Here is a 26,988-nt window from a genome sequence, read left to right on the forward strand (position 1 = left end):
GACTGTCCTTCTCGTGGTGGTGGTGGTGTTCCGGACGCGCGGACGCGCGCCTCAGCTCTTGACGGCCCCGGCGGTCATGCCGCCGATGAAGTACCGCTGGAAGAAGAGGAAGAGGAGGAGGACGGGAACGCATCCGAGGATGCTCATCGCCATCATCTCGTTCCACTCGTAGGAGTTCTGGCCCATCAGCAGCTGGATGCCGATCGGCACCGTGCGCATGTCGTCGGTGCGGGTCAGGGTGAGCGCGAAGAGGTACTCGTTCCACGCGATCATGAAGGTGTAGACCCCCACCGAGACGATCCCGGGGATCGCGATCGGCACCAGGATCCGCCAGAGCACCGTCATCGGGCCGGCCCCGTCCATCCGCGCCGCCTCGTCGAGATCGCGGGGGAGGGTGTTGAAGTAGCCGGTCAGCATGATGATCGCGTAGGGCAGCGTGAAGACCAGATAGGTGAGGATCAGCCCCTGGTAGGTGTTGTAGAGCCGCAGCGTCACCATCAGCCCGAAGAACGGGATCAGCAGGGTGATCGGCGGCACCGCCTGCACGCTGACGATGATGATGTTGATCGGCCGCTTGAAGCGGAACTCGTAGCGGCTGAACGCGTAGGACGCGAGGATCGCGACGACCAGCGTCAGCGCGACGACCGCGAGGGCGACGACGTAGCTGTTGATGAAGAAGCGGACCTTCGTCGGGTCGCCCAGGATCCCGGCGTAGGCCGAGAACGAGAACGTGTCGGTGATCAGCCGGGGCGGGTACTCGAAGATCTCGGTGTTCGACTTGAACGAGCTGGCGGCCATCCAGACGATCGGCAGGCCCGCGAAGGCGGCGCCGATCAGGAGGAGGACCCAGACCCCGGCCTTCGCGGCGAGGAGTCGCGGCGTGCGGACGGCCGGGCGGGTGGCGGTGGCGGTCACGTCAGTCCCTGGCTTTCTGGTTCCGCACGTAGAAGAACGCGAGGACCATGGTGAGGAGGAGGATCAGGACGGCGCTCGCCGAGGCCACCGAGAACTCGTAGCGGCTGAACGCGAGCTTGTAGGTGTAGGTGCTGAGCATCTCGGTCGCGTCGATCGGGCCGCCGCCGGTCGTCATCCAGATCAGCGCGAACTGCTGCGAGGTCCAGATGATGTCCAGGACCGACATGCTGATGATGATCGGCTTGAGCTGCGGGATCGTGACGTTCCAGAACCGCTGCCAGGCGCTCGCCCCGTCGACCTTCGCCGCCTCGTAGAGGTCGTGCGGGATGCCCTGCAGACCCGCCAGCAGCGTGATCATGTAGAACGAGTAGCCGGCCCAGATGTTGATGAAGGTCACCGAGAGCAGCGCGGTCGCGGGGGAGGCGAGCCACTCGATGCCCTTGTCGGTCAGCCCGAGCGAGATCAGCGCGTAGTTGATCACGCCGTTCGGGTTCAGCAGCAGCCGCCAGAGCACCGCGATGATCGCGACGGTGAACAGCCACGGCAGGACGTAGACCACGCGGAAGAGCGACTTGGCGACGGTCGGCACGAGCGGCGAGTTCAGCAGCATCGCGAAGCCGAGGCCGAGCACCAGGTGGGCGGCGACGCTGACGCCGACGAAGACAATGGTGTTGCCGGTGGCCGTGCGGAACTTCGGATCGCCGAGGACCTCGAGGTAGTTGGCGAGGCCGACGAAGGCGGGCTTCGGGTTCGTGATGACGTTGTCGAAGAACGAGTACCCGATCACCAGCAGCACCGGCACGAGCATCAGGACGAGCATCACGATCGCCGTGGGGGAGAGGTAGAGGTAGGGCGCGACGTCGCGGCGCTTCCGGCGGCCCGTGGGGGCGGGGGCGGGCGTCCCGGAGGCGGGACGCTGGGGGGCGCTCAGCAGGGAGACCACGGCGCTCCTCCTTCGATCGGGGACGGGGTGAGGGGGGACCGCGCCGCGGGAGAGGACTCCCGCGGCGCGATCGGGGACGGACGGGTCACGGCTCAGAACTCGCCGAGCCAGGCTTCCTGGGACTTCTCCAGCGCCTCGTCGACGCTCTGGTCGCCGTTGAGGGCGGCCTGCAGCTGCTCGTCGAAGTCGCGCATCAGCTGCTCCGCGACGGGCAGTCCGACGAACTCGTTCGCCGGGTAGCCGGCCGAGTAGATGTCGAAGGCCTCCTGGTACAGCGGGTCGCTGTCCGAGAAGTCCGGCGTCGAGGCGGTGTTGCCGGGGAAGGCGTTCGCCAGCGTGGACAGCTTCGAGTTCGTGTCGCCGCTCATCAGGAACGACACGAGCTTCGCGGCCTCGGCCGGGTGCTCACTGCTGGCCGAGACCCCGATGCCCCAGGAGGCGAAGGGGATGCCGCGCTCGCCGCTGAAGCCGTCCTCGGCCGGGATGGCCGAGATGCTGAACTTCAGGTCGGGGTTGGACTCGCGGATGGTGGCGATGTGCGAGAGGGAGTCGATCATCATGCCGACCCGGCCGTTGGTGAACTCCTCGACCTTGTCCTGCTCCTTCATCGTCGCGGCGCCGGGGGCGATCACGCCGTCGGCGTCGAGCTGCGCGATGTAGTCGACCGCGCTGGTGACGGCGTCGTTGGTGAGATCCGGCTTGCCGTCGTCGAGCATGCTGCCGCCGGAGGCCCAGACCCAGGACATGACGTCGTTCTGGATCCCGTTGGGGGAATCGCTCGAGAGCGGGAGCACCCAGCCGCTGGTGTTGTCGCCCAGCGCCGTGATCGCCTTGGCCGCGGACTCGAACTCGCTGCGGGTCGAGGGCGGAGCGGCGACGCCCGCCTCGGAGAGCAGGGCGTCGTTGGTGAAGAGCGGGTAGACGAAGTTGACGACCGGGACCATGGCGGTCTTGCCGTCGACGACGACCGTCGAGGAGAGCTGGCTCTCGTCGAAGCCCGCGTCCGAGAGCAGGGGACCGAGGTCGGCCAGCGCGCCCTGCTTGGCGAAGTCGCTGATCCAGGCGCCGTCCAGTCCGACGACGTCGGACATCGTGCCGGCCGCGGCGCCGGCGAAGAGCTGCTCCTTGGTCGAGGCGTACGGGCCGCTGAGCAGGTCGACCGTGATGCCGGGGTTCGCGGCCTCGAAGTCGTCCATCAGGCCGCGGAGGGCGCCGTCCGAGAGCTCGGGCTCCCACCACTGCGCGAATTCGAGGGTGACGTCTCCGCCTGCCGCGGAGTCGCCGCCACCCTGACTGCAGCCGGTCAGCATCGTCGCGGCGAACGCCGCGCTGACGGTGAAGACGACGGCTCTCTTGATGCGAGCACCTTTGCTCATGTCACTCCCTGCAACTCTGCAGTTATCTGCTGTTGTGTGCGCATTCTTGCGCTTGTGTTCTGCGAATGTACCTGGCGATGCGTGGTCATGCAAGAACCGGCAGGAAATTGCCGAGATGTGCGACAGACGAGGACCAGACCGCAGGATCCACCGCGATCCGAGTGCGACAAGTTGCAGGATCCGGCACGGCGGTGTTAGACAACGCACATGCCCGACACCGACGACGCCCCCGCCGCGAACGACGTCCCGCTCCGTCTGCCGGCCGGCCGGAAGGCCGATCTGGCCGCCTACGTCGCCGAGGCGGGCGAGGTCACGGTCACCACGCTCGCCCGCCGCTTCGCCGTCTCGGCCGACACCGTGCGCCGCGATCTCGACCAGCTCGACGCCGACGGCTACCTCGTCCGCACGCACGGCGGCGCGGTGAGCCTCTCGGTGATGCCCGCGACGGAGAAGCGCCTGGACGTGCGCCTGGGCATCCAGCGCGGCGCGAAGGAGAAGATTGGCGCGCTCGCCGCCGGCCTCGTCGAGAACGGGGCGGTGGTGATGCTGAACGCGGGCACCACCTCGCTGGCGGTCGTCCGCCACCTCAACGACCACCGCGAGCTGACCATCGCGACGAACAACCTGCGCGTCCCCGCCGAGATCGGCTCGAAGACCTGCCGCGACCTCTTCGTCTTCGGCGGCGCCGTCCGCCTCGGCGGCCAGTCGACGGTCGGGCCGGTGGGCTTCGCCGCCGCGGAGCCGGGCGGCGCCGTCGACCTGCACTGCGACATCGGCCTGATCTCCGTCGGCGCCGTGTCGGCCGAGAACGGCTACTCGACCAGCAACCTGGCGGAGGGCGTGATGATGAGCGAGATGATCGCCCGCTGCGAGCGCGTGGCGATCCTGGCCGATCAGACCAAGTTCGGCCGGACCCTCTTCGCCCAGGTGGCGGAGCTCGGCCGGGCCGACTACCTCGTCACCGACGCGCCGCCGCCGCCGGAGCTCGAGGAGGCGCTGCGCGAGAAGGGCGTCCAGGTGGTGCTGCCGCCGGTGGCTCCCGTCCGCGAGCGCTGACCCGGGCGTGCCGGCGTGCGAGCGCCGAGCCGCGAGCGCCGGCCGGTCTCAGAGCACGTTGATCGCGGTCGCGCGCCAGCGGGCGTCGGTGCCCTCCAGCCGGATGGCGACCGCTCGGGTGCGCACCCGGTTGTGCACGAGGACGACCGCCTCGACGATCCCGTCCCGCGGCTCGGTGACGACGACCCGGCCGACGGTGGACGGGAGGCGCTGCGTCGACCGCCCCTTGAGGCTGCGGGCGCGGGCGGCCATCACCACCCGCTTCTGCAGATGCCGGTAGACGTCGTCGCTCAGCCAGCGGGCCAGCTGGTCGATCTCGCGGGAGCCGGCCAGGACCTCGACCACCTGCAGCGTCAGGCAGGCGAGGATCGGCTCGGGATCGGGCAGCTCCGCCCGCGTGGCCGGCTGCGGGGCGAAGAACGCGGCGGCCGACGTCGCGGGGGCCGCCGCGTCGGCGTCGAGCGGCAGGGTGCGGTAGTGGAACGCGTTGGTGGGGTGGATCATGCGGCGTGCTCCAAAGGCAGGACGAGCGACTCACGGTTCGGATCTCCTCTCGGCTCGGGCGGTACGTGCCGCAGCAGGACGAGCGCGACGGGGTGCCCTCATCGAAGCAGCCGAGCGATGCTCACGTCAGGCTCAGCGCCGGACTGTGGATAACCGGGCGCGGGGCACCGCAGGTGCGGTGCGCGCGATGACGGGACCTAGGCTTGTCGGGTGTCGACCCTCAGTGATCTCGTCCTCTCCCACGGCCGCTCCACGGACGCGGACGTCGAATGGCTGCACCTCCTCGTCGGCGACCTCCAGCTCCTCGCCGACCTCGCCTTCGCCGACATCGTGCTCTGGGTGCCGACCGCCGAGGGCGGCTTCGTCGCCGTCGCGCACGCCCGGCCCTCGAGTGCGGCGACCCTCTTCTACCGCGACTTCGTCGGGCAGAAGATCAAGGCGGAGTGGCGCGCCCAGGTCGCCGAGGCCTTCGAGAGCGCCCGCATCGTCGACACCTCGGCCCCGGACTGGTTCGAGGAGACGCCCACCCGCGTGCGCGCCGTGCCGGTCATCCGGCGCCTCGGCGGCTCCGACAGCGCGACCATGGATCAGCCGATCGCGGTCGTCACCCGGCACACCAACCTCAGCGAGACGCGCACGCCCAGCCGCCAGGAGCTGACCTTCAACGACTGCGCGAACGACCTCTTCTCGATGATCGCCTCGGGCGACTTCCCTGACCTGGGCGCGCCGACCGGGCCCCGGCGCGGTGCCCCGCGCGCCTCCGACGGCCTGATCCGCCTCGACGTGGACGGGATCACGACCTTCGCCAGCCCGAACGCGCTGTCGGCGTTCAACCGCATCGGCTTCGCGGACGAGCTCGAGGGCGAGTCGCTCGCCGAGGTCACCACCGGCCTGGTCGCCGGCAAGGTCGTCATCGACGAGTCGCTGCCGCTGGTCGTGACCGGCCGTGCACCGTGGCGCACCGACATCGAGGCGCGCGGGGTCACCGTCTCGCTGCGCGCCATCCCGATCCGCGACCGCGGGGAGCGCGTCGGCGCCGTCGTGCTCTGCCGCGACGTGACCGAGCTGCGCCACCAGGAGCGGGAGCTGATCACCAAGGACGCGACGATCCGGGAGATCCACCACCGGGTGAAGAACAACCTGCAGACCGTCGCGTCGCTGCTGCGGATCCAGGCCCGGCGCACCCATTCCGATCTCGCCCGCGAGGCGCTGACGCAGGCCATGCGGCGCGTCGCGGCGATCGCGGTCGTGCACGACACGCTCTCCGAGGGGCTCGCGCAGAACGTCGACTTCGACGCGGTGTTCGACCGGGTGCTGCTGCTGATCGCCGAGGTCGCCTCGACGCACAACACCACCGTGCACCCCACCTTCACCGGCAGCTTCGGCGACCTGCCGAGCGAGTACGCCACTCCGCTCGCCCTCGCGCTGACCGAGCTGGTCACCAACGCGGTCGAGCACGGGCTCGCCGGCCGGGAGGGCGACGTCGAGATCGTCGCGACCCGCGGCGACGACGAGCTCACGGTCAAGGTGCGCGACACCGGCGTCGGACTGCCGGAGGGCAAGGTCGGCTCGGGTCTGGGCACGCAGATCGTGCGCACCCTGATCCAGGGCGAGCTCGGCGGCACGATCGACTGGCACACGCTGGTCGGCCGCGGCACCGAGGTGACCATCGAGGTGCCGCTGCGCTGGCTGAAGGGCCCGCGGGTCTGAGCCGGACCGCTCCGAGCCGGACCGGTCCGCGCCGCGCGGCCCCGGCTCCCGCCGGGCGTCCTCGGGAACGACGCGACCCCCGCTGCCGGAGGGCGAGCGGGGGTCGGGGTCGTGCGGTGCCGGGTGGTCCCGGTGCCGGCGCTACGAGGCGCGGCGGGCGCGGGCGGCGCGGCGCTTGAGGGCGCGGCGCTCGTCCTCGCTGAGGCCGCCCCAGACGCCCGAGTCCTGACCGGTCTCGAGGGCGTACTGCAGGCAGACCTCGGTGACGGTGCAGCGACCGCAGACGGTCTTCGCCTTCTCGATCTGGTCGACCGCGGGTCCGGTGTTGCCGACCGGGAAGAAAAGCTCGGGGTCAGCGGTGAGGCAAGCGGCCTTGTCGCGCCAGTCCATGCGGGTGCTCCTTGTGTGACAGCGTGCGTGGAGGAACCACGCAGTGTTCGGGTGGGATGATCGAGTCACACCGACGGCCTGGACCATCGGTATGCACCGGGCGCCCGAACCGGCGCACGCCACGAGACCCTGCGCAGCTGCGCAGGGCGGTTCGGGTGCGGGACCGGACGGTGCTCGGTTCTTCCCGACAGATCGCCCCGCTCGCACGCATGCCTCTCGGCACGGCAGGATCGGGGTGTTCACATCGGCGGTAACCCACGACCCTGTGAGCGGTGAAACGAACTGCACTAGCCTGTCACGGAGGCAGGCTCGAATCAAGAGTGCTGGATGGGATGCAGCTGTGATCATGGACGGGAACCGGCCTCCGACCAGGCCGGGAAGCGGCCGGCGGCCCCTCGGCCTGCTCCTCCTGGTCGCCGTTCTGGCGCTGGAGACCGCTGCCGTGGCGTGCATCACGGGGTGGCTCGTGATCGAGCTCCTCACCACCCGGGCCGGCTCGATCGGCGGCGGGATCGCGATCGTCGTGCTCTCCTTCATCGCCCTGGCCTGGGTCGCCGCGACGACCGTGGGCACCGCCCGGCGCCGCAGCTGGATCCGCGCCTCCGCTCTGACCATCCAGCTGGTGATGATGGCCGTCGCCCTCGGCGCGTTCCAGGGGCAGTACGCCGTGCCGGACATCGGCTGGGCGCTGCTGGCCCCGGCCCTGCTGGCCGTGGTGCTGCTCTTCCTGCCGAGCACGGTCGCCGCCACCCGCCGCGATCCCGGGCTGGGCTAGCGTCTCCGAGCCGGCCGCCCCGGGCCGGCGTCACTGGGCTAGCGTCGGAGGATGGACTCCACCCGACTCGGCCTCAGCGGCCTCCAGGTCTCCCCGATCATCCTCGGCTGCATGAGCTTCGGCGCCCCCGACCGCGGCGCGCACGGCTGGAGCATGGGGGAGGAGGAGTCGCGGCCCTTCCTCCGCCGGGCGCTCGAGCTCGGCATCACCACCTTCGACACCGCCGACGTCTACTCCGACGGCACGAGCGAGGAGTTCGTCGGCCGGGCGCTGGCGGACTTCGCCGTGCGCGAGGAGGTCGTCATCGCGACCAAGGTGCACGGCACGATGCGTCCCGGAGCCAACGGCGGCGGGCTCTCGCGCCGCCACATCCTCAGCGCGATCGACGACAGCCTCCGCCGCCTCGGCACCGACTACGTCGACCTCTACCAGATCCACCGCTGGGACCCGCAGGTGCCGATCGAGGAGACGATGGAGACCCTGCACGACGTCGTCCGCTCCGGCAAGGCCCGCTACATCGGTGCGTCGAGCATGTGGGCGTGGCAGTTCGCGAAGGCGCAGTACACCGCGGACCTCGGCGGCTGGACGCGCTTCGTCTCGATGCAGGACCAGTACAACCTGATCCAGCGCGAGGACGAGCGCGAGCTGCACCCGTTCTGCCTCGACCAGGGCGTCGGCGTCATCCCGTGGTCGCCGCTGGCCCGTGGGCGCCTCACCCGCGACTGGGACGCGACCACGTCGCGCACCGAGACCGACCTCTACGGCAAGACGCTCTACCACCAGCAGGAGGAGGCCGACCGCCGGACCGCGGGCACCGTCGAGTGGATCGCGGCCGAGCGCGGCGTCCCGCGCGCGCAGGTCGCCCTCGCCTGGGTGCGCCAGCAGGAGGCGGTGACCGCCCCGATCGTCGGCGCGACCAAGATGCAGCACCTCGAGGACGCGGTCGCCTCCGTCGACCTCGAGCTGACGGCCGACGAGCTCGACGCCCTCGGCGCCGACTACGCCCCGCGCTTCAACGAGGGCTTCTAGCCCTCGGCGGATCTCGATGCGCCCGCTGCGCGGGCTACTCGATCAGCATGGAACGCCGGAACGGCGGGCAGCCGCCTTGCACGGCGCGCCGGAACGCCCGGCGGCTGCCTCGCGTGGTGTGCCGGAACAGCGGGCGGCCGCCCTGCATGCTGATCGTGGAGGTGCCGAAGGCGTCGTATCGAGCGGCGAAGCCGCTTTGCGTCTCGGTGGTGAGGGAAAGGACGCGGCTGCGCCGCGTCATGCTGGTCGAGTAGCCCCGCAGGGGCGTATCGAGACCCGCCACCACCAGCAGGGCGGGTCTGCAGACTCGCGTTCTGACGGTGGTGGATCTCGATACGCCCGCTCCGCGGGCTACTCGATCAGCATCGTTCTCCCATACGTTTCGGGTGATCTTTCCTAAAAGACCCGGCGGGTCAGGCCAGCTTGAGCTTCTTGCGCAGGGCCTGCACGTGGCCGGTGGCGCGCACGTTGTACTGCGCGAACTCGAGGGCGCCCTCGGGGCCGACGACGAAGGTCGAGCGGAGGACGCCGACGACCGTCTTGCCGTAGCTGTTCTTCTCGCCCCAGACGCCGTAGGCGCGGTGCACGCTCATGTCCGGGTCGCTCAGCAGCGGGTAGGCGAGGCCGTGCTCGTCGGCCCAGCGGCGCAGCGCCTCCGGGGTGTCGCGCGAGACGCCGAGCACCTCGTAGCCGGCCGCCTGCAGGGCCGCGGTGCTGTCGCGGAAGTCGCACGCCTCGGTCGTGCAGCCGGGGGTGTCGGCCTGCGGGTAGAAGAAGAGGATGACGCGGCGGCCGCGCAGGCCCTCGAGGGCGACCGGGCGGCCGTCCTGGTCGGGCAGCGTGAAGTCGGGGGCGGCGTCGCCCGCGGCGAGGCGCTCGTCGACGGGGATCGGGGGGAGGGCGGTGTCGGTCATCGTCTGCTTCCGTCGGTGGTGGCGAAGGTGGTCAGGAGGCGCTGGAGCGAGTCGAGGCGCTCCGGCCCGCTCGCGCCGAGCAGCCCGCCCTCGACGGCCTCGATGATCGCGCAGTCGGGGGAGTCGGGGAGGTGCGTGCAGCCGCGCGGGCAGTCCTCGGCGAGCACGGCGAGCGTGGTGAAGGCGCCGAGGATGTTGTCGGTGTTCACGTGGCCGAGGCCGAAGGAGCGCACGCCCGGGGTGTCGATCACCCAGCCGTGCCGGTCGCCGCGCTCGACGCGCAGCGAGACGGTGGAGGAGGAGGTGTGGCGGCCGCGCCCGGTCACCGTGTTCACCCGGCCGATCGCCCGGTGCGCGTCGGGGACGAGCTTGTTCACGAGCGTCGACTTGCCGACTCCGGAGTGGCCGACCACGACGGTCTCGTGGCCGAGCAGCGCCTCGGCGATCTCGTCGACGGGCGGCTCGTCCTGGCTGGAGAGGAAGACGCGGAGGTCGAGGCCCTCGAAGTTGCGCAGGAACGGCGCCGGGTCCGCCAGGTCGGTCTTGGTGATGCAGAGCATCGGCGTGATCCCGGCGTCGAAGGCGGCGACCAGGTAGCGGTCGACCAGCCGGGTGCGCGGCTCCGGGTCGGCGGCGGCCACCACGCAGACCATCTGGTCGGCGTTGGCGACGATCACCCGCTCGATCGCGTCGGTGTCGTCGGCACTGCGGCGCAGCAGCGTCGAGCGCTCGCGGATCCGCACGATGCGGGCGAGGGTGCCCTCGTCGCCGCTGGAGTCGCCGACCACGTCGACGCGGTCACCGGGGACAATCGCCTGCTTGCGCAGCTCGCGGGCGCGCGCCGCCGTGAACTCGTGCTCCTCCGGGGTGCCGTCGCCGATCATCACCGTGTAGCGGCCGCGGTCGACGCCGAGGACCATCGCGATCTCGGCGTCCTCGTAGGCCGGCCGGTTCTTCGTCCGCGGCTTGGTGCCCTTGGGGTTCGGCCGCACTCGCGCGTCCGACTCGTCGTAGCCGTCGAAGTCGTCGAGCACTCCGTCGGCGTCGAGGCCGCTGTCCGTCCACCACGACACGGGTCAGACCCCGCCCGCGAGTGCGGTCCAGAGCTCGGGGAACTGCGGCAAGGTCTTCGACGTCGTCGCGATGTCCTCGATCGCGACGCCGGGGACGACCAGGCCGATCAGCGCACCGGCGTGGGCCATGCGGTGATCGGAGTAGGTGCGCCAGCGGCCGCCGTGCAGCGGCGCGGGCTCGATCCGCAGGCCGTCCTCCAGCTCGGTGACGGAGCCGCCGAGGCCGTTGATCTCGGCGGCGAGGGCGGCGAGGCGGTCGGTCTCGTGGTGGCGGATGTGGCCGATGCCGGTCAGCGTGCTCGGGCCGCTCGCGAGCGCGGCGAGGGCCGCGAGGGCGGGGGCGAGCTCGCCGCCCTCCGAGAGGTCGAGCTCGACGCCGAGGATCTCGTCCCCGCCGCGGACGACGAGGTCCTCGCCGTCGCGCTCGACGCTCGCGCCGAACAGCGGCAGGATCCGCTCGAGGTGCGCGCCGACCTGGGTGGTCTCGGCCGGCCAGTGCCGGAGCCGGACGGTGCCGCCGGTGACGAGTGCGGCGGCCAGGAACGGCGCGGCGTTGGAGAGGTCGGGCTCGATCAGGACCTCGGCACCGGCGATCCGCTGCGGGGCGATCGACCAGGTGCCGGGGGTCGAGGCGTCGACGCTCACGCCGCGGGCCGCGAGGGCGGCGATCGTCATGTCGATGTGCGGCTGGCTCGGCAGCGCGCCGCCCTCGTGCGTCAGGCGCAGGCCCTCGTCGAACCGGGCCCCGGCGAGGAGCAGGGCCGAGACGAACTGGCTCGAGCGGGTGGCGTCGACCACGGCGTCGCCGCCGCGGATCGAGCCGGAGCCGTGCACGGTGAAGGGGAGCGAGCCGCGCCCGTCGTCCGCCACGTCGACGCCGAGCGAGCGGAGGGAGGCGATGGTCGCGCCCATCGGCCGCTTGTAGGCGTAGGCGTCGCCGTCGAAGGTGGTGGGCCCGAGCGCCAGCCCGGCCAGGGGCGGCAGGAAGCGCATCACCGTGCCGGCCAGTCCGCAGTCGATCGTCGTGGAGCCGAAGAGCTCCTCGGCCGGCTCGACGACGAGATCGGCGCCGAAGGAGCCGGTGGCGCCCTCCTCGCGGATCGTCGTGCCGAGCGAGCGCAGGCCCTCGATCATCAGGGCGCTGTCACGCGAGTGCAGCGGCGCGCGCAGCACGGACGGAGCGTCGGCCAGAGCGGCGAGGACGAGCTCGCGGTTCGTCAGCGACTTGGAGCCGGGCAGCTCGACCACGGCGTCGAGGGCGCCGGCGGCGGACGGCGCGGACCAGTCCTCCTCGCCGGGGAGCGCGCGGGCGTCGCCGTACGGATCGAACTCGGGAGCGGAATAACGCGAGAAGACCATCGGTTGTCAGAGTAGTCGGCGAACGGACCGACGGCAGGATCAGGCGGGAGGCGAGGCATGACGGCGACGATCGACCTCGTGCGACCCCGGCCGGCCCGGCAGGCCGCCGCCCGGCGCCGCGGCCTAGAATCGCGTGTGATGACTCGCGACGACAGCACACGCCCCAGCACCGCCGACGAGGCGCAGGCGACCGAGGAGACCGAGACGATCGAGGAGACCGTCGAGGAGGCTCTCGACGACGCCGCTCCCGACGCTCCGGTCGATCTCCGCGCGCTGTTCGAGCAGCAGGCGCTGCCCTTCATCGACCAGCTCTACGCGGCCGGCCTGCGGATGACCAAGAACCCCTCCGACGCCCAGGACCTCGTCCAGGAGACCTTCGCGAAGGCGTTCGGCGCGTTCAAGCAGTTCGAGCAGGGCACGAACCTCAAGGCGTGGCTGTACCGCATCCTCACCAACACCTTCATCAACTCGTACCGCAAGAAGCAGCGCGAGCCGTACCAGAGCGCGATCGACGAGCTCGAGGACTGGCAGCTGGGCGGCGCCGAGTCGACCACCGCCACCTCGAGCCGCTCGGCCGAGGCCGAGGCGATCGACCACCTCCCCGACACCGCCGTCAAGGAGGCCCTGCAGGCGATCCCGGAGGACTTCCGGCTCGCCGTCTACTTCGCCGATGTCGAAGGCTTCTCGTACCAGGAGATCGCCGACATCATGAAGACCCCCGTCGGGACCGTGATGAGCCGGCTGCACCGCGGCCGGCGCATGCTGCGCGAACGACTCACCGACTACGCACGCGAGCGCGGGATCCGCGCCGCTTTCACCACCGGGAGCACGAAATGACCGACTGCGGCTGCACGAAGGCGAAGGCCGAGCTCGAGGAGTACCTCCACAACGAGCTGTGCAAGGAGGACGCCGCCGACATCCGCGAGCACATGGCGAACTGCCCCGACTGCTCCGGTGAGGCGAAGGTCGGCGTCGTGCTGACCGTCGCCGTCCAGCGCGCGTGCAAGGAGACGGCGCCGGAGGACCTCCGCGCCCAGGTGCTCGGCATGCTGCGCGATGCGCAGGCGAGCCACGCGGCGGCTCCGGCGCGCGTCTAGCGCTCAGCACTCCCCGCTCGACGACCTCCGGCTCGTCGGAACGTGCCCGGCCCGCAGGAGCCGCCCGTTCCGGCGAGCCGGAGGCGTTTCTGTGTGCCGGAGGTGGGCCGGGCAAGCGCTCGACGAGGTCCGGCACGCGGAACGACGTTCGGCTCGCCGGATCCGAGGATTCCGACGAGCCGAACTCGATTCTGCGAGCCGGAGCCGCCGCCGAGGGGGGCGGCTCCGGTCGGGCGGTCAGCGCTGCAGCGCCCGGCCCAGCAGATCGGCCTGCTCGGAGGCGTGCCGCTTCGCCGAGCCCGCGGCGGGGGAGGCCGCCGCCGGGCGCGAGACGACGCGGATCGGCCGGTCCAGCTGCGGAGCGACGTTCAGCGCGATGAACGGCCAGGCGCCCTGGTTCTCGGGCTCGTCCTGCACCCAGACGAACTCCGCGTCCGGGTAGCGCGCGGCGATCGCGCGCAGCTCCTCGATCGGCGCCGGGTAGTACTGCTCGACGCGCACCAGCGCGATGCCGTCGTCCGGCTTCTTCTCCAGCTCGGCCTTGAGGTCGTAGTGCACCTTGCCGGCGTGCAGGAGCACCCGGGTCACGGCCGACGCGTCCTGGACGCGGGCGTCGTCGATCACGGGCTCGAAGCGGCCCGAGGTGAAGTCCTCGACCGGGCTCGACGCCCCGCGCAGGCGCAGCATGGCCTTCGGCGTGAAGACCACCAGCGGGCGGCGCGGCCGCGAGTACGCCTGGCGGCGCAGCAGGTGGAAGTACGACGCCGGGGTCGACGGACGCGCGACGGTCATGTTCCGCTCCGCGCACATCTGCAGGTAGCGCTCGATGCGGGCGGAGGAGTGGTCCGGGCCCTGGCCCTCGTAGCCGTGCGGGAGCAGGAGCACGAGCGACGAGCGCTGGCCCCACTTCTGCTCGGCGGAGGAGATGAACTCGTCGATGACGATCTGGGCGCCGTTCGCGAAGTCGCCGAACTGCGCCTCCCAGAGCACGAGCGAGTCGGGGCGCTCGACCGAGTAGCCGTACTCGAACGCCATCGCGGCGTACTCCGAGAGCAGCGAGTCGTAGATCCACAGGCGGGCCTGCGAGTCCGACAGGTTCATCAGCGGCAGCCACTCCTGGCCGTTCTCGCGGTCGTGCAGCACCGCGTGGCGCTGGACGAACGTGCCGCGGCGGGTGTCCTGGCCGACGAGGCGCACCGGGGTGTCCTCGAGCAGCAGCGAGCCCAGGGCGAGCAGCTCGCCGAACGCCCAGTCGATCGAGCCGGAGCGGCTCATCTCCTGACGCTTGGTGAGGAGCTGCTGCAGCTTCGGGTGCACGGTGAAGCCCTCGGGCGGCGAGGTGAACGCGTCGCCGATGCGGGTGACCACCTCGGCCTTGACGCCGGTCACCTCGGGCTCGCCGGGGTAGTCCTCGCCCTGCTGGGCGTCCGGCAGCTCGAGGTCGGCCACGGAGTCGCCGTCGGCGCTGATCACCGGGATCGCGCCGGTCTGCGCGGCGTGCGTCTCGGCGAAGGCGCGCTCGAGGCGGTCCTGGAAGTCCTGGTGCGCCCGGTCGTACTCCTCCTCGGTGATGTCGCCGCGACCGACGAGCGCCTCGGTGTAGAGCTTGCGCACCGAGCGCTTGGCCTCGATCAGGCTGTACATCAGCGGCTGGGTCATCGAGGGGTCGTCGCCCTCGTTGTGGCCGCGGCGGCGGTAGCAGATCAGGTCGATGACCACGTCGCGGTTGAACCGCTGGCGGTACTCGAACGCGAGCTGGCCGACGTGCACGACGGCCTCGGGGTCGTCGCCGTTCACGTGGAAGATCGGCGCCTGGATCGTCTTCGCCATGTCGGTCGAGTAGATCGAGGTGCGCGCCTCGTGCGGCGGGGTCGTGAAGCCGACCTGGTTGTTGATGTTGATGTGGATCGTGCCGCCGGTGCGGTACGCCCGCAGCTGGGACATCTGCAGGCCCTCGACGACCACGCCCTGGCCCGCCATCGCGGCGTCGCCGTGGACGAGGATCGGCAGGGTGGTGAAGGTGCCGATCGGCTTGCGGTCCTGCTTGGCGCGGACGATGCCCTCGAGCACGCCGTTGACGGCCTCGAGGTGCGAGGGGTTCGCCGCCAGGTAGACGGGGATCTCCTCGCCGCCGGCGCCGCGGAAGGTGCCCTCGGTGCCGAGGTGGTACTTCACGTCGCCCGAGCCCTGGACCGTCTTGGGGTCCTGGGTGCCCTCGAACTCGCGGAAGATCTGGCCGTAGGTCTTGCCGGCGATGTTGGTCAGCACGTTGAGGCGGCCGCGGTGGGCCATGCCGATGGCGACCTCGTCGAGGTCCGCGTCCGCCGCGCCCTGCAGGACGGCGTCCAGCAGCGCGATCAGCGACTCGCCGCCCTCGAGCGAGAAGCGCTTCTGGCCGACGTACTTGGTCTGCAGGAAGGTCTCGAACGCCTCGGCCTCGTTGAGGCGGCCGAGGATCCGCAGCTGCTCGTCGTGGCCCGGCTTCTCGTAGCCGCGCTCGAGCTTCTGCTGCATCCAGGCGCGCTGCTCCGGGTCCTGGATGTGCATGTACTCGACGCCGACGGTGCGGCAGTAGGAGTCGCGCAGGATGCCGAGGATGTCGCGGAGCTTCAGCTGGCGGGAGCCGCCGAAGCCGTCGGTGACGAACTCGCGGTCGAGGTCCCAGAAGGTGAGGCCGTGGCTCTCGATGGCGAGGTCGGGGTGCGAGCGCTGGACGTACTCCAGCGGGTCGACGTCGGCCATCAGGTGGCCGCGGACGCGGAAGGAGTTGATGAGCTCCTGCACCCGCGAGGTCTTCGAGACCCGCTCGGCGAGGTCGACGGCGATGTCGGTCGACCAGTGGATCGGGTCGTAGGGGATGCGCAGCGCGGAGAAGATGTCCTCGTAGAAGCCGCGCTTGCCGAGCAGCAGCTCGTGCACGATCTTGAGGAACTCGCCCGAGCCGGCGCCCTGGATGACGCGGTGGTCGTAGGTCGAGGTCAGCGTGATCGTCTTGCCGATGCCGAGCTCGACGAGCGTCTTCTCGGACGCGCCCTGGAACTCGGCCGGGTACTCGAGGGCGCCGGCGCCGATGATGCAGCCCTGGCCCTTCATCAGGCGGGGCACGGAGTGCACGGTGCCGATGCCGCCCGGGTTGGTCAGCGAGAGGGTGGTCCCGGCGAAGTCGCCGGCCGCCAGCTTGTTGCCGCGGGCGCGCTTGACGAGGTCCTCGTAGGCGGCGAGGTAGGCGGTGAAGCTCAGCGTGTCGGCGCGCTTGATGCTCGGGACGAGCAGGGCGCGGGTGCCGTCGGGCTTGGGCATGTCGATCGCGATGCCGAGGTTGATGTGCGCCGGGGCGACGACCGAGGGCTTGCCGTCCGGCTCGTCGTAGTAGACGTTCTGGCTCGGGAAGTCCTTCAGCGCGCGGATCAGCGCCCAGCCGATCAGGTGGGTGAACGACACCTTGCCGCCGCGGGTGCGCCGCAGGTGGTTGTTGATGACGATGCGGTTGTCGATCATCAGCTTCGCCGGGATGGTGCGCACGCTGGTGGCCGTCGGGATCGACAGGCTCGCGTCCATGTTCGTGGCGAGGCTCTTGGCCATGCCGCGCAGGGGGGAGACGACGTCCTCCTCCACGGCGGCGGCGGGCTCGGCCGGCTTGCTCACGGGCGCGTCGGCCGGGATGGGCTGCGCCTTCGGCTGCTTCGAGGTGGTCTTCGCCGTGCTGGTCGCCGAGGTGGCCGGGTGGCTCACCGCTCCGCCCGCGCTCGTGGACACGCGCTCGGCGACGGGCGCCTTCGCCGGGGCGGCGGGGGCGGCGGCCGCAGGGGCCTCCGCGCCGGCGGGGGCGGCACCGCCGAGCTGCTTGCCGTAGCGCTCGAGGATCGGCCACCAGGACTCGTCCACCGAGGCCTTGTCGGCGCTGTACTGCTCGTACAGCTCCTCCACCAGCCACTCGTTGGCCCCGAAGTCCTCCGAGCCCTGATCTGTTCCCGCTCCGGTCAACTGGCTCGACACAGCCGATCGCCCACTCTCTCCGTTGATTCGTTCTCGATCATCCGGACGGCACCGTCGCATCCGACACGCATCTGGGCGTCGTCGCCCGGTCCCGTCCCGGTCGTCAAGCCTAGCCCGGATCCTCCGGCGAAGGTCCCCAGCCGGGCCGGAGTAGCGTCGTCTCCATGCGCTTCTACGGTGGAACACCCTCCGGCGACCTCACCTACTCGGACGTCTTCCTCGTTCCCGGCCGGTCCTCCGTGACCAGCCGGCTCGACGTGTCGCTCGCTCCCGGTGACGGCACCGGAGCCAGCATCCCGATCGTCTCCTCGAACATGAACTCGGTCACCGGGCCCCGGCTCGCGGCGACGCTCGCCCGGCGCGGCGGCCTCGGCGTCCTGCCGCAGGACATGCCGCTGCAGCAGCTCGACGCGGCCATCCGCTGGGTGAAGGACCAGCCGGTCGCCTTCTCCGGCGCGCTCACCGCCTCGCCGTCGACGACGGTCGAGGAGGCGCTCGCGATCCTCCCGGCCGTCGCGGGCCACGGATTCGTGGTGCAGGAGGAGGACGGCACGATCCTCGGCTGCGTCCCGGCCGCGCGGCTCGCCACTGCCCTGGAGGACGCCAGGCTCGGCGACCTCGTGCACGGCGCCTCCGCCTCGATCGACGCCGACGACGTCACCACCGCGCGCGCCGCCTTCGACCTGATGGTCGCGGCCGATCTCGACTTCGCCCCGGTGCTGCACCACGGCGCACTGGTCGGCACGCTCTCGCGCACCGGCGCGCTGCGCTCGACCATCTACGACCCCGCGCTGGACGCCGACGGGCGCCTGCGGATCGCCGCGGCGGTCGGCATCAACGGCGACGTCGCGGCCAAGGCGCGCGCCCTCGTCGCCGCGGGCGTCGACGTGCTCGTGCTCGACACGGCGCACGGCCACCAGGAGGGGATGCTGCGCGCGCTGCGCACCGTCTCGGCGCTGAAGCTCGGCGTGCCGATCGCCGCCGGCAACATCGTCACCGCCGACGCGGTGCACGACCTCGTCGACGCGGGCGCAGACATCCTCAAGGTCGGCGTCGGCCCGGGCGCGATGTGCACCACGCGGATGATGACCGCTGTCGGGCGGCCGCAGTTCTCCGCGGTGCTCGAGACGGCGGAGCGGGCCCGCGAGCTCGGCGCGCACGTCTGGGCCGACGGCGGCGTGCGCTACCCGCGCGACGTGGCGCTCGCGCTCGCGGCCGGTGCGGCCTCGGTGATGATCGGCTCCTGGTTCGCCGGCACGATCGAGGCGCCGGGCGAGCTGCGCAGCGACGCGGCCGGCCGGATCTACAAGGAGAGCTGGGGGATGGCCTCGGCCAAGGCGGTGCAGGAGCGCTTCGACCGCCTCGACCCCTACGAGCTCGCCCGCAAGCGGCTCTTCGCCGAGGGCATCTCCTCGTCGAAGATCTACCTCGACCCGCTGCGCCTCTCGCTCGAGGACCTGCTCGACATGATCACCTCGGGCGTGCGCTCCTCCTTCACCTACGCCGGGGCGCGCAGCGTCGCCGAGTTCCACGAGCGCGCGCTGGTCGGCCTGCAGTCGGCGGCCGGCTACGAGGAGGGCAAGGCGCTGCCGGTCAGCTGGTGACCGCTCGCCGGTGACCGTCAGCCGGTGCCCGGCGCGCGCGTGCTAGAACCGAGGCCATGACGATCGTCGACAACGCCGTGTACGTCGGCGGTCACCGCATCCGGAACCCCGACTCGCTCGAGGACACCTTCGAGCTGATGCGCGACGAGCACGGCATGGCCTGGATCGGGCTCTACCGCCCGAGCCGTGAGGAGGTCGAGGCGGTCGCCCAGGAGTTCGGGCTGCACCCGCTCGCCGTCGAGGACGCGCTGAGCGGCCACCAGCGGGCGAAGCTCGAGCGCTACGACGACGGGCTCTTCGTGGTGCTCCGTCCGGCGCGCTACGTGGACTCGGCCGAGACGGTCGTCTTCGGCGAGCTGCACGTGTTCGTGGGCCCGGACTTCGTGGTGACCATCCGGCACGCCGACTCGCCGGACCTGGCGGCGGTGCGCAAGCGGCTCGAGGGGGATCCGTCGCTGCTCTCCCGCGGACCGGAGGCGGTGCTCTACGCGATCCTCGACCAGGTCGTCGACGAGTACGCGCCGGTGGTGCACGGCGTCCAGGGCGACGTCGACGAGATCGAGGACCAGCTCTTCGGCGACGGCTCGGACGACGGGCTCTCGGAGCGCATCTACCGGCTCTCCCGCGAGGTCATCCACTTCCAGCGCTCGGTGCAGCCGCTGACGGCGCTGCTGCACGAGCTCGCCGAGGCGCCGGATGCGGCCCCGGGCGTCGACGCGACGCTCGACCACGTCGAGCTGCACCGCTCGCTCCGCGACGTGCTCGACCACACCATCCGGGTGACGGAGGCGGTCGACGCGCTGCGGGCGATCCTGGACAAGGCGCTGACCGTGCACTCGACGCTGGTCTCGCGGCGGCAGACCGAGACCGGGCTGGCCCAGAACGACGTGGTGCGGAAGATCTCGTCCTGGGCCGCGATCCTGTTCGCGCCGACGCTCGTCGCGGGCATCTACGGCATGAACTTCGACGACATGCCGGAGCTGCACTGGCGGCTCGGCTACCCGTGGGCGATCGGGCTGATGCTGGTCTTCGGCTTCGTGCTCTACGCCGTGTTCAAGCGCAAGAAGTGGCTCTGAGCGCGGCCCTGCCGGAGCCGGGCTGCCGCTAGACTCGACGCCACAATGGACGACCCCCCTTCTGCGCATCCGCCCTCGCACCGGCTCGTTCGGATCTCCCCGATCCCCTCGCGCTCGATCCTGCAGCCGCTCCCGCTTCCGCTGACCGGGGGTGACCCCCGTGGGCACTGAGTGGCTCCTGCTCGGCGTCGGCCTGCTGCTGACGCTCGGCACCGGCGTGTTCGTCGCCAGCGAGTTCGCGCTGGTCAACCTCGACCGCGCCGATCTCGAGGCCCGCCGCGACCGCGGCGAGACCCGCCTCGGCATGACGATCGCCGCCCTCCGCGTCACCTCGACGCATCTCTCCAGCGCGCAGCTCGGCATCACGCTGACGACGCTGCTCACCGGCTACACGATGGAGCCGGCGCTCTCGGCCCTGCTGCGGGTGCCGTTCGGCGGCCTCGGCATCCCGGACGAGGTGCTGACGCCGATCATGACGGTGCTCGCCATCGTCATCGCGACGCTGCTGTCGATGATCCTCGGCGAGCTGGTGCCGAAGAACTTCGCGCTGGCGCTGCCGCGGGCGACGGCGAAGCTGGTCGTGCCGATCCAGACCGCGTTCACCACCGTCTTCCGCCCCGCCGTCGCACTGCTCAACGGCAGCGCCAACGCCTTGCTCCGCCTGGCCGGCATCGAGCCGAAGGAGGAGCTCTCGGGCGCCCGCAGCGCCGAGGAGCTCTCGAGCCTGGTGCGGCACTCCGCGAGCGCCGGACTGCTCGAGGAGGACACGGCCGACCTGCTCGGGCGCACCCTCCGCTTCTCCGCGCTCTCGGCGGGTGACGTGATGACGCCGCGGCTGCGGCTGTCCACGCTCGAGCGCTCCAGCACCGCGCAGGACGTCCTCGACCTCGCCCGGACCACCGGGCTCTCGCGCTTCCCGATCACGGACGACGACATCGACGACATCGTCGGCGTCGTGCACGTCAAGCAGGCGGTCGCGGTGCCGCGCGGCAAGCGCTCCGAGGTGCCCGTCACCGCGCTGCGCTCGGAGCCGCTCCGCGTGCCCGAGACCATGAAGCTCGACGTGCTGCTCACCGAGCTGCGCGGCCGCGGCTTCCAGCTCGCCGTCGTCGTCGACGAGTACGGCGGAACGGCGGGCGTCGCGACGCTCGAGGACCTCGTCGAGGAGCTCGTCGGCGAGGTGGCGGACGAGCACGACCGCTCCCGCCCCGACGTCGTGAAGCTGCCCGGCTCGACCACCTTCCCCGGCATGCTGCGGCCCGACGAGGTGCGCGACCGCGCCGGCGTCGTCATCCCCGAGGAGGGGCCGTACGAGACGGTCGCCGGGTTCGTGATGAGCGAGCTCGGCCGCCTGCCCGCCGTCGGCGACGAGGTGCCCGTCGAGGGCGGCTCGCTGCGCGTCGAGCGGCTCGACGGCCGGCGCATCGACCGGCTCCGCTTCACCCCGGACCCCGACGCGGCGGGCGAGGGCATCCCCGACCCGCTCGCCGACGTGGGCCGGCCGCACCGAGGACGCCAGGAGGCCGACCATGAGTGACTGGGCAGGAATCGCCTGGCTCGTGGTGCTGCTCGCCGCGAACGCCTTCTTCGTCGGAGCGGAGTTCGCGGTCATCTCCGCGCGCCGCTCCCAGATCGAGCCCCTCGCCGAGAGCGGACGCCGCAGCGCGATCACCGCGCTCGCCGCGATGGAGCACGCCACCCTGATGCTGGCGACGACGCAGCTGGGCATCACCGTCTGCTCGCTGCTGATCCTCAACGTCAGCGAGCCGGCGATCCACCACCTGCTCGAGGTGCCGCTGCACGCGGTCGGCATCCCGGACGAGTTCTCGGGCACGGTCGCCTTCGTGATCACCCTGGTGATCGTCTCGTTCCTGCACGTCGTGCTCGGCGAGATGGTGCCGAAGAACATCTCCTTCTCGATGCCGGACCGCGCCGTGCTGCTGCTCGCGCCGCCGCTCGTCGCGATCGCCCGCGTGATCAGCCCGATCATCGTCGCGCTCAACGCGATCTCGAACGGGGTGCTGCGGCTCTTCCGGGTCGAGCCGAAGGACGAGGCGAACAGCACCTTCACGCTCGAGGAGGTGCAGACGATCGTCGACCAGTCGACCCGCGAGGGCACCCTGCGCAGCAACGGCACCCTCCTCGCCGCGTTCGAGTTCACCGAGAAGAAGGTGCACGACGTGGCGCTGCCGCTCGACGGCATCGTCAGCCTCCCCGCCGGAGCCTCGCCCGCCGACGTCGAGCGCGCCGTCGCGAAGCACGGCTTCTCGCGCTACGTCGTGCTCGGCGAGGACGGACAGCCCGAGGGCTACATCCACCTCAAGGACGTCCTCGACCTCGACGGCGACACCGAGGGGCCCAAGTTCCGCCTGCCCATCCCGGCCAAGCGGATCCGCCAGCTCGCCTCGATCTTCGAGGCCACCGACCTCGAGGACGCCCTCGCGATCATGCGCCGCACCGGCGCCCACCTCGCGCGCGCCTTCGACGAGCAGGGCCGCGCGACCGGCGTCCTCTTCCTCGAGGACATCATCGAGGAGTTGGTCGGCGAAGTCGACGACGCCACCCGCCGCTGAGGCGCGGGCCGGGGAGGCGGCGCTCGCGGCGTTGTCGTCGGACGCGATACCGCCGGTATCGCTCCCTCCTCCGCCTTGCGATCACCACCTCCCCGGCCCGCGCCTCCACTCGAGGTGGGGTGGCAGCGGCTTCGCCGACTGCGGTGGGCAGCGGCTTCGCCGACTGCGGTGGCAGCGGCTTCGCCGACTGCGGTGGGCGGCGGCTTCGCCGACTGCGGGAGCAGCGGCTTCGCCGACTGCGGTGGGGTGGCAGCTGCTTCGCCGGCTGAGGTGGGCAGCTGCTTCGCCGACTGGGCTTCTCGGCGGCAGCGTCACCGGCTGCGGGTGCAGCAGCGGCGGCCCTTCATGCTGGTCGAGTAGGCCCGCAGGGGCGTATCGAGACCCGCCATCACCAGTAGGGCGGGTCTGCAGACTCGCGTTCTGACGGTGGTGGATCTCGATACGCCCGCTCTGCGGGCTACTCGATCAGCAGGGTTCTCCCATACGTATGAGGTGATCTCTCCTAGGAGACCAGGCGCCATCAGGCGCGCGGCTGCCGACGTTCTGCTGCGGGTGGATCTCGCAGAGGGCGGCGTCGGGGGTGCGACCTAGGCTGGCGGGATGACGGATGGGCAGAGGGAGTTCGGGCTCGCGGAGGCGGCGTCGGCCGTGCGGGTGCCGCGCGCCGACGACGACAAGTACAGCCGCGGGGTGCTCGGGATCGCAACCGGGTCCGAGCGCTACCCGGGGGCGGCGGTGCTCGGCGTCGAGGCGGCGGTGCGCACGGGCCTCGGCATGGTGCGCTACCTCGGGCCGGAGCGGCCATCCGCGCTCGTGCTGGCGCGTCGCCCCGAGGTCGTCACCTCGGCCGGGCGGGTGCAGGCCTGGCTGCTCGGTTCCGGGACGAGCGCGGACGACCGGTCCGAGGACGAGCGCGCCGCGCTGCTCGAGCAGCTGCACTCGGGGATCCCCGTGGTGCTCGACGCAGGCGCGCTCGACCTGATCGGCGAGGCCCGCGGGCCGGTGGTCATCACTCCGCACTACCGCGAGCTCGCCGGCCTGCTCACGCGGGCCGGGGTGGACGTCGACGCGGCGGCGATCGCCGCCGACGCGAGCGGCTGGGCGCGGCGCACCGCCGAGCGCTTCGGGGTCTGCGTGCTGCTCAAGGGCAGCACCACGCACGTGGTCTCCGGGAGCACCGCACACGAGGTCAGCGGCTCGACGCCCTGGCTCGCCACGGCGGGCAGCGGGGACGTCCTCGGCGGAGTGCTCGGCGCACTGCTGGCCGGCCGGGCCGCGGACGCGGAGAGCCGGGGGACGGCGCTCGGGGACGAGGATCTCGCGGCGGTGGCCGCCGCCGCGGCCGTCCTGCACGCGCAGGCCGGCGCGGCGGCGTCCGGAGGCGGGCCGATCGCGGCCCTCGACATCGCCGAGCAGCTCCCCGGCGTCGTCGCACGGCTGCTGAACTGAAACGCCGGCATCGCCTGCCGCACTGAACCGATCGCGTCCTCGGCCCGTTGACACAGGAGAGACGGCCTTCCCCCGCGACCCGGACATCGGAGCCGCACAGCCGCCTCATCGGAACCCCCGAGCTCCCGGCCCTAGCGTCGGAGACGACAGCCGCGTCCGCCCCCCATACAGGAGAACAGACATGACCGCGAAGACCACGACTCCCGTCCGCTACGCCCTCACCCTCCTCGCCGGCGCCGGCACCCTCGCGGCCCTCGCCGCCTGCTCGAGCACCGCCACCGCCGGGACCGAGGACGCCGGCTCGAGCGCCGCCGCGACCAGCGCGCCCGCCGCCACCTCCAGCGCCGCCCCCGCGTCGACCGATTCCGCGTCGACCGGCTCCGCCGCGACCGGCGCCTACGCCGACGGCACCTACGAGGCCGACGGCTCCTACACCTCGCCCGGCGGCAACGAGTCGGTCGGCGTCGAGCTGACCCTCGAGTCGGGCGTCGTCACCGCCGTCACAGTGACCCCCGAGTCGGAGAACCCGACCGGCCAGGAGTACCAGACCCGCTTCGCCAGCGGCATCTCGGGCGAGGTCGTCGGCAAGAGCCTCGACGAGCTCGACGTGACCAAGGTCTCCGGCTCCTCGCTCACCTCCGGCGGCTTCAACGACGCCGTCGAGACGATCAAGGCCGATGCCGCGGCCTGAACCTCTGCACCCTGACGCCGCGCCGACCGCGACCCGGCGCGTCCTCGAGAGCGCCTGGCGGTTCGAGGCGATCGGCACCACCTGGCAGATCGACACGGACGCGCCGCTGGACGCGCTCGTGCGCGAGCGGGTCCGCGCGCGCATCGAGGCCTACGACCGGACCTGGTCGCGGTTCCGCGACGACTCCGCCGCCTCGCGCCTTCGGACCGAGCCCGGCGAGCACGTCTTCCCGGCGGAGGCGGTCGAGCTGTTCGCCCTCTACGACGAGCTCTTCGCGCTGACCGGGGGCGGCGTCACGCCGTTCGTCGGCGTCGCCCTCGAGCAGCTCGGCTACGACCCGGCCTACTCCCTGGTGCCGCGCGGCCCCGTCGCGCCCGCTCCGTCCTGGGCCGCGGCCCGCGGCGGCGGGGGAGCGACGCTCCGCACGGCCGCCGGAGTCGTGCTCGACGTCGGCGCGGCCGGCAAGGGTCAGCTCGTCGACCTCGTCCTGGACGAGCTCGCGAGCGCCGGCGTCGAGCGCGCCGTCGTCGACGCGAGCGGCGACCTGCGCGCCCGCGGGGTCGGCGCCTACCGCGTCGGCCTCGAGCACCCCTTCGACGCGAGCCGCGCGATCGGCGTCGCCGAGCCGGGCGAGCGCGCGCTCTGCGCCTCGGCCGGCAACCGCCGGGCCTGGGGCGACGGGCTGCACCACGTCCTCGACGGCCGCACCGGCCGCCCGGTCGACACCGTCATCGCCACCTGGGTCGTCGCCGACAGCACCCTCGTCGCCGACGGTCTCGCGACCGCCCTCTTCGTCTGCCCGCCCGAGGTGCTCGCCGAGCGCTTCGACTTCGAGTTCGTCCGCGTGCTCAGCGCCGGCGGCCTGCACTACTCGCCCCGCTTCCCCGGAGAGGTCTTCTGATGATCGGCACCCTCGATCGCGCCCTCGGTCGCATCACCATGTACCGGCTGGTCTGGCTGACGCTCGCCGCGCTCCTCGTGGTCGCGCTCGGCTACTCCGCCGCCGGGCTGATCTTCTTCACACCGATCGAGATCGCGGCGACCGCGGTCGTGGCGATCGTCTCGACGACCGGGGCGACCTGGCTGATCGCCCGGCTGGTCGGCTCGCCCGCCCACCTCGAGTCGTCGCTGGTGACCGGACTGCTGATCGCGTTCCTGCTCTTCCCGACCTCGGAGCCGCGCGCGCTGCTCGTCGTCGCGCTGATCGGCGTGATCGCCGCCGCCTCGAAATACGTGCTGGTCTGGCGCGGACGCCACCTCTTCAACCCGGCCGCCGTCGCGGTGCTGATCGTGGGCATCGCGCAGGGCCTGCTGCAGGACACCCCGTTCGCGGGCTCGCTGACCGCCGCGGCCTGGGCGCTGCCCACCGGCGCGCTCTGGCCGTGGGTGCTGCTCGGCGCGCTCGTCGTCGTCGCACGGGTGCGCCGCTGGGCGATCGTCGTCGTGTTCATCGCGGTCGCCGGCGCCGTCTCCGTGCTCAACTCGGTGATGAACGGCCAGGAGCCCGGAGCCGCGCTGTCGCTGGTCCTGACGGCGTACCCGTTCGTGTTCGCCGGCGCCTTCATGCTGACCGAGCCGCTGACCCTCGCCCCGCGCCGCTCCCAGCAGCTGATCGTGGCCGTCGTCGCGGCTCTGCTCACGACGGTCCCGTTCTCGCTCGGACCGCTGCACGCCAGCCCGGAGCTCGGCCTGGTCGCGGGCAACGCGATCGCTTTCTTCTTCGGCCAGCGCCGGCGGCTGTCGCTGGAGCTGCGCTCCTCGAGCGTCATCGCGCCGGGCATCACGGAGTACCGCTTCGCCCCGCGGACGCCGGTGCGCTTCGAGGCGGGCCAGTGGCTCGAGCTCGACGTGCCGCACCGCTCCGACGGCCGGGGGAGCCGCCGCACCTTCTCCATCGCCTCCGCTCCCGCCGACGGCGAGATCGCCGTGGCCATGCGGCTGCCCGAGAAGTCGAGCAGCTTCAAGCGGGCGCTCGCCGGGCTCGAGCCCGGCGCCGTGGTCCGCGCCACGAGCGTCGGCGGCGACTTCGTGCTGCCGGCCGACCCGGCGACGCCGCTGCTCCTGGTCGCGGGCGGGATCGGCATCACCCCGTTCGCGAGCCAGCTCACGGCGATCGCGGCCGGACCGGAGCGCGACGTGGTCGTCGTCTACGCGGCCGCCCGGCTGGAGGACGTGGCGTACCGCGAGCTCCTCCGCGCCTCCGGGGCCCGCGTCGTGCTGGTCTCGCCCGAGGCGCCGGATCGGCTGCCCGAGGGCTGGTCGCACGTGGCCGGACGGATCACGGCGGATCGCCTCGCGGACGCCGTGCCCGACGCGCCCCGTCGCGTCGGCTTCGTCTCCGGGTCGCCCGCGTTCGTCGACTCAGTCCGCGGCGCCCTCCGCTCGGCCGGTGCGAAGAAGGTCCGCACCGACGCCTTCGCCGGCTACTGATGCGGGCGGTGGCCGCTCAGGGAGGGGT

General features: G+C 71.9%; 24 protein-coding genes. 14 read left to right on the forward strand and 10 right to left on the reverse strand.

Annotated elements, in window-relative coordinates:
* Positions 1–51: 51 nt before the first annotated feature.
* The 3 genes from EDF17_RS04480 to EDF17_RS04490 form a co-directional block, all read right to left on the reverse strand.
* Entirely contained in the window at positions 52–915 is an 864-nt protein-coding gene (locus EDF17_RS04480) for a carbohydrate ABC transporter permease (protein ID WP_207901631.1), read from the reverse strand.
* A 1-nt stretch (position 916) separates the two neighbouring features.
* Entirely contained in the window at positions 917–1,858 is a 942-nt protein-coding gene (locus EDF17_RS04485) for a sugar ABC transporter permease (protein ID WP_243732787.1), read from the reverse strand.
* Between the two features lie 92 nt (positions 1,859–1,950).
* Complete coding sequence (locus EDF17_RS04490; protein ID WP_123444401.1) at positions 1,951–3,234, reverse strand: sugar ABC transporter substrate-binding protein; 1,284 nt, start codon at positions 3,232–3,234, stop codon at positions 1,951–1,953.
* Between the two features lie 207 nt (positions 3,235–3,441).
* Here EDF17_RS04490 and EDF17_RS04495 point away from each other — a divergent pair, with 207 nt between their 5' ends.
* Positions 3,442–4,290: a DeoR/GlpR family DNA-binding transcription regulator gene (locus EDF17_RS04495; RefSeq protein WP_123444402.1), complete on the forward strand. Its 849-nt coding sequence runs from the start codon at positions 3,442–3,444 to the stop codon at positions 4,288–4,290.
* 48 nt (positions 4,291–4,338) lie between these two features.
* On the opposite strand, the gene EDF17_RS04500 is transcribed toward EDF17_RS04495, so the two are convergent.
* Complete coding sequence (locus EDF17_RS04500; RefSeq protein WP_221181806.1) at positions 4,339–4,794, reverse strand: Rv3235 family protein; 456 nt, start codon at positions 4,792–4,794, stop codon at positions 4,339–4,341.
* Positions 4,795–5,004: 210 nt separating this feature from the next.
* Here EDF17_RS04500 and EDF17_RS04505 point away from each other — a divergent pair, with 210 nt between their 5' ends.
* On the forward strand, positions 5,005–6,504 hold the full coding sequence (locus tag EDF17_RS04505; protein ID WP_123444403.1) for a PAS domain-containing sensor histidine kinase: 1,500 nt from the start codon (positions 5,005–5,007) through the stop codon (positions 6,502–6,504).
* A 141-nt stretch (positions 6,505–6,645) separates the two neighbouring features.
* Here EDF17_RS04505 and EDF17_RS04510 read toward each other — a convergent pair whose 3' ends face one another.
* Positions 6,646–6,894 carry a WhiB family transcriptional regulator gene (locus EDF17_RS04510; protein ID WP_056045195.1) on the reverse strand — a complete coding sequence of 83 codons (249 nt, stop codon included), beginning with the start codon at positions 6,892–6,894 and terminating at the stop codon, positions 6,646–6,648.
* A 466-nt stretch (positions 6,895–7,360) separates the two neighbouring features.
* Between EDF17_RS04510 and EDF17_RS04515 the strand changes: the two genes are divergently transcribed.
* Together EDF17_RS04515 and EDF17_RS04520 are read left to right on the forward strand one after the other, a co-directional pair.
* Positions 7,361–7,669: a hypothetical protein gene (locus EDF17_RS04515; RefSeq protein ID WP_243586432.1), complete on the forward strand. Its 309-nt coding sequence runs from the start codon at positions 7,361–7,363 to the stop codon at positions 7,667–7,669.
* A 51-nt stretch (positions 7,670–7,720) separates the two neighbouring features.
* Entirely contained in the window at positions 7,721–8,698 is a 978-nt protein-coding gene (locus EDF17_RS04520; RefSeq protein WP_123444404.1) for an aldo/keto reductase, read from the forward strand.
* Positions 8,699–8,732: 34 nt separating this feature from the next.
* Here the strand turns inward: EDF17_RS04520 and EDF17_RS04525 are convergent, their stop codons facing one another.
* The 4 genes from EDF17_RS04525 to aroA all read right to left on the reverse strand — a co-directional run bounded on the left by EDF17_RS04525 (position 8,733) and on the right by aroA (position 12,044).
* The gene (locus EDF17_RS04525; protein ID WP_123444405.1) at positions 8,733–8,939 is read right to left on the reverse strand and encodes a hypothetical protein; all 207 of its coding nucleotides are present in this window, start codon (positions 8,937–8,939) and stop codon (positions 8,733–8,735) included.
* 172 nt (positions 8,940–9,111) lie between these two features.
* On the reverse strand, positions 9,112–9,612 hold the full coding sequence (gene bcp / locus EDF17_RS04530; protein WP_123444406.1) for a thioredoxin-dependent thiol peroxidase: 501 nt from the start codon (positions 9,610–9,612) through the stop codon (positions 9,112–9,114).
* Positions 9,609–10,685 carry a ribosome small subunit-dependent GTPase A gene (gene rsgA / locus EDF17_RS04535; protein ID WP_173250401.1) on the reverse strand — a complete coding sequence of 359 codons (1,077 nt, stop codon included), beginning with the start codon at positions 10,683–10,685 and terminating at the stop codon, positions 9,609–9,611. Before rsgA ends, bcp begins: the two co-directional genes overlap by 4 nt.
* Before the next feature lie 3 nt (positions 10,686–10,688).
* Complete coding sequence (aroA, locus tag EDF17_RS04540; protein WP_123444407.1) at positions 10,689–12,044, reverse strand: 3-phosphoshikimate 1-carboxyvinyltransferase; 1,356 nt, start codon at positions 12,042–12,044, stop codon at positions 10,689–10,691.
* A 138-nt stretch (positions 12,045–12,182) separates the two neighbouring features.
* Here aroA and EDF17_RS04545 point away from each other — a divergent pair, with 138 nt between their 5' ends.
* Together EDF17_RS04545 and EDF17_RS04550 are read left to right on the forward strand one after the other, a co-directional pair.
* Positions 12,183–12,881 carry a sigma-70 family RNA polymerase sigma factor gene (locus EDF17_RS04545; RefSeq protein ID WP_123444430.1) on the forward strand — a complete coding sequence of 233 codons (699 nt, stop codon included), beginning with the start codon at positions 12,183–12,185 and terminating at the stop codon, positions 12,879–12,881.
* Entirely contained in the window at positions 12,878–13,141 is a 264-nt protein-coding gene (locus EDF17_RS04550) for a zf-HC2 domain-containing protein (RefSeq protein WP_123444408.1), read from the forward strand. The genes EDF17_RS04545 and EDF17_RS04550 overlap by 4 nt, the downstream gene beginning before the upstream one ends.
* A gap of 237 nt (positions 13,142–13,378) precedes the next feature.
* Here the strand turns inward: EDF17_RS04550 and EDF17_RS04555 are convergent, their stop codons facing one another.
* On the reverse strand, positions 13,379–17,137 hold the full coding sequence (locus EDF17_RS04555) for a multifunctional oxoglutarate decarboxylase/oxoglutarate dehydrogenase thiamine pyrophosphate-binding subunit/dihydrolipoyllysine-residue succinyltransferase subunit (protein ID WP_185019933.1): 3,759 nt from the start codon (positions 17,135–17,137) through the stop codon (positions 13,379–13,381).
* Positions 17,138–17,301: 164 nt separating this feature from the next.
* Between EDF17_RS04555 and EDF17_RS04560 the strand changes: the two genes are divergently transcribed.
* The 8 genes from EDF17_RS04560 (at position 17,302) to EDF17_RS04595 (ending at position 26,960) form a co-directional block, all read left to right on the forward strand.
* Positions 17,302–18,741 carry a GuaB1 family IMP dehydrogenase-related protein gene (locus EDF17_RS04560; protein ID WP_133671895.1) on the forward strand — a complete coding sequence of 480 codons (1,440 nt, stop codon included), beginning with the start codon at positions 17,302–17,304 and terminating at the stop codon, positions 18,739–18,741.
* A 56-nt stretch (positions 18,742–18,797) separates the two neighbouring features.
* A complete protein-coding gene (gene corA, locus EDF17_RS04565) occupies positions 18,798–19,817 on the forward strand; it encodes a magnesium/cobalt transporter CorA (RefSeq protein ID WP_123444411.1) in 1,020 nt (339 codons plus the stop codon).
* Positions 19,818–19,968: 151 nt separating this feature from the next.
* Positions 19,969–21,354, forward strand: a complete 1,386-nt coding sequence (locus EDF17_RS04570) for a hemolysin family protein (RefSeq protein ID WP_123444412.1) — start codon at positions 19,969–19,971, stop codon at positions 21,352–21,354.
* Positions 21,347–22,390, forward strand: a complete 1,044-nt coding sequence (locus EDF17_RS04575) for a hemolysin family protein (RefSeq protein ID WP_123444413.1) — start codon at positions 21,347–21,349, stop codon at positions 22,388–22,390. The genes EDF17_RS04570 and EDF17_RS04575 overlap by 8 nt, the downstream gene beginning before the upstream one ends.
* Before the next feature lie 600 nt (positions 22,391–22,990).
* Complete coding sequence (locus tag EDF17_RS04580) at positions 22,991–23,839, forward strand: ADP/ATP-dependent (S)-NAD(P)H-hydrate dehydratase (RefSeq protein WP_123444414.1); 849 nt, start codon at positions 22,991–22,993, stop codon at positions 23,837–23,839.
* Positions 23,840–24,020: 181 nt separating this feature from the next.
* Positions 24,021–24,530 (forward strand): FMN-binding protein, encoded by a 510-nt coding sequence (locus EDF17_RS04585; protein ID WP_123444415.1) that lies wholly within the window; start codon positions 24,021–24,023, stop codon positions 24,528–24,530.
* Positions 24,517–25,431, forward strand: a complete 915-nt coding sequence (locus EDF17_RS04590; protein ID WP_123444416.1) for an FAD:protein FMN transferase — start codon at positions 24,517–24,519, stop codon at positions 25,429–25,431. Before EDF17_RS04585 ends, EDF17_RS04590 begins: the two co-directional genes overlap by 14 nt.
* Positions 25,431–26,960, forward strand: coding sequence for an RnfABCDGE type electron transport complex subunit D (locus tag EDF17_RS04595; protein WP_123444417.1), 1,530 nt, complete (start codon positions 25,431–25,433; stop codon positions 26,958–26,960). Before EDF17_RS04590 ends, EDF17_RS04595 begins: the two co-directional genes overlap by 1 nt.
* The last annotated feature ends 28 nt before the right edge of the window (positions 26,961–26,988 follow it).

The sequence above is a fragment of the Rathayibacter sp. PhB1 genome (genome assembly GCF_004362935.1).
Lineage (GTDB): Bacteria > Actinomycetota > Actinomycetes > Actinomycetales > Microbacteriaceae > Rathayibacter > Rathayibacter festucae.

Bases quoted from the DNA above. Each gene is read 5' to 3' on its own strand.
- EDF17_RS04575 (WP_123444413.1), top strand. From the start codon at position 21,347: ATGAGTGACTGGGCAGGAATCGCCTGGCTCGTGGTGCTGCTCGCCGCG.
- EDF17_RS04495 (WP_123444402.1), top strand. From the start codon at position 3,442: ATGCCCGACACCGACGACGCCCCCGCCGCGAACGACGTCCCGCTCCGT.
- EDF17_RS04560 (WP_133671895.1), top strand. From the start codon at position 17,302: ATGCGCTTCTACGGTGGAACACCCTCCGGCGACCTCACCTACTCGGAC.
- aroA (WP_123444407.1), bottom strand. From the start codon at position 12,044: ATGGTCTTCTCGCGTTATTCCGCTCCCGAGTTCGATCCGTACGGCGAC.
- EDF17_RS04490 (WP_123444401.1), bottom strand. From the start codon at position 3,234: ATGAGCAAAGGTGCTCGCATCAAGAGAGCCGTCGTCTTCACCGTCAGC.
- EDF17_RS04585 (WP_123444415.1), top strand. From the start codon at position 24,021: ATGACCGCGAAGACCACGACTCCCGTCCGCTACGCCCTCACCCTCCTC.
- EDF17_RS04590 (WP_123444416.1), top strand. From the start codon at position 24,517: ATGCCGCGGCCTGAACCTCTGCACCCTGACGCCGCGCCGACCGCGACC.
- EDF17_RS04580 (WP_123444414.1), top strand. From the start codon at position 22,991: ATGACGGATGGGCAGAGGGAGTTCGGGCTCGCGGAGGCGGCGTCGGCC.
- EDF17_RS04545 (WP_123444430.1), top strand. From the start codon at position 12,183: ATGACTCGCGACGACAGCACACGCCCCAGCACCGCCGACGAGGCGCAG.
- EDF17_RS04525 (WP_123444405.1), bottom strand. From the start codon at position 8,939: ATGACGCGGCGCAGCCGCGTCCTTTCCCTCACCACCGAGACGCAAAGC.
- EDF17_RS04595 (WP_123444417.1), top strand. From the start codon at position 25,431: ATGATCGGCACCCTCGATCGCGCCCTCGGTCGCATCACCATGTACCGG.
- EDF17_RS04500 (WP_221181806.1), bottom strand. From the start codon at position 4,794: ATGATCCACCCCACCAACGCGTTCCACTACCGCACCCTGCCGCTCGAC.
- corA (WP_123444411.1), top strand. From the start codon at position 18,798: ATGACGATCGTCGACAACGCCGTGTACGTCGGCGGTCACCGCATCCGG.
- bcp (WP_123444406.1), bottom strand. From the start codon at position 9,612: ATGACCGACACCGCCCTCCCCCCGATCCCCGTCGACGAGCGCCTCGCC.
- EDF17_RS04550 (WP_123444408.1), top strand. From the start codon at position 12,878: ATGACCGACTGCGGCTGCACGAAGGCGAAGGCCGAGCTCGAGGAGTAC.
- EDF17_RS04520 (WP_123444404.1), top strand. From the start codon at position 7,721: ATGGACTCCACCCGACTCGGCCTCAGCGGCCTCCAGGTCTCCCCGATC.
- EDF17_RS04510 (WP_056045195.1), bottom strand. From the start codon at position 6,894: ATGGACTGGCGCGACAAGGCCGCTTGCCTCACCGCTGACCCCGAGCTT.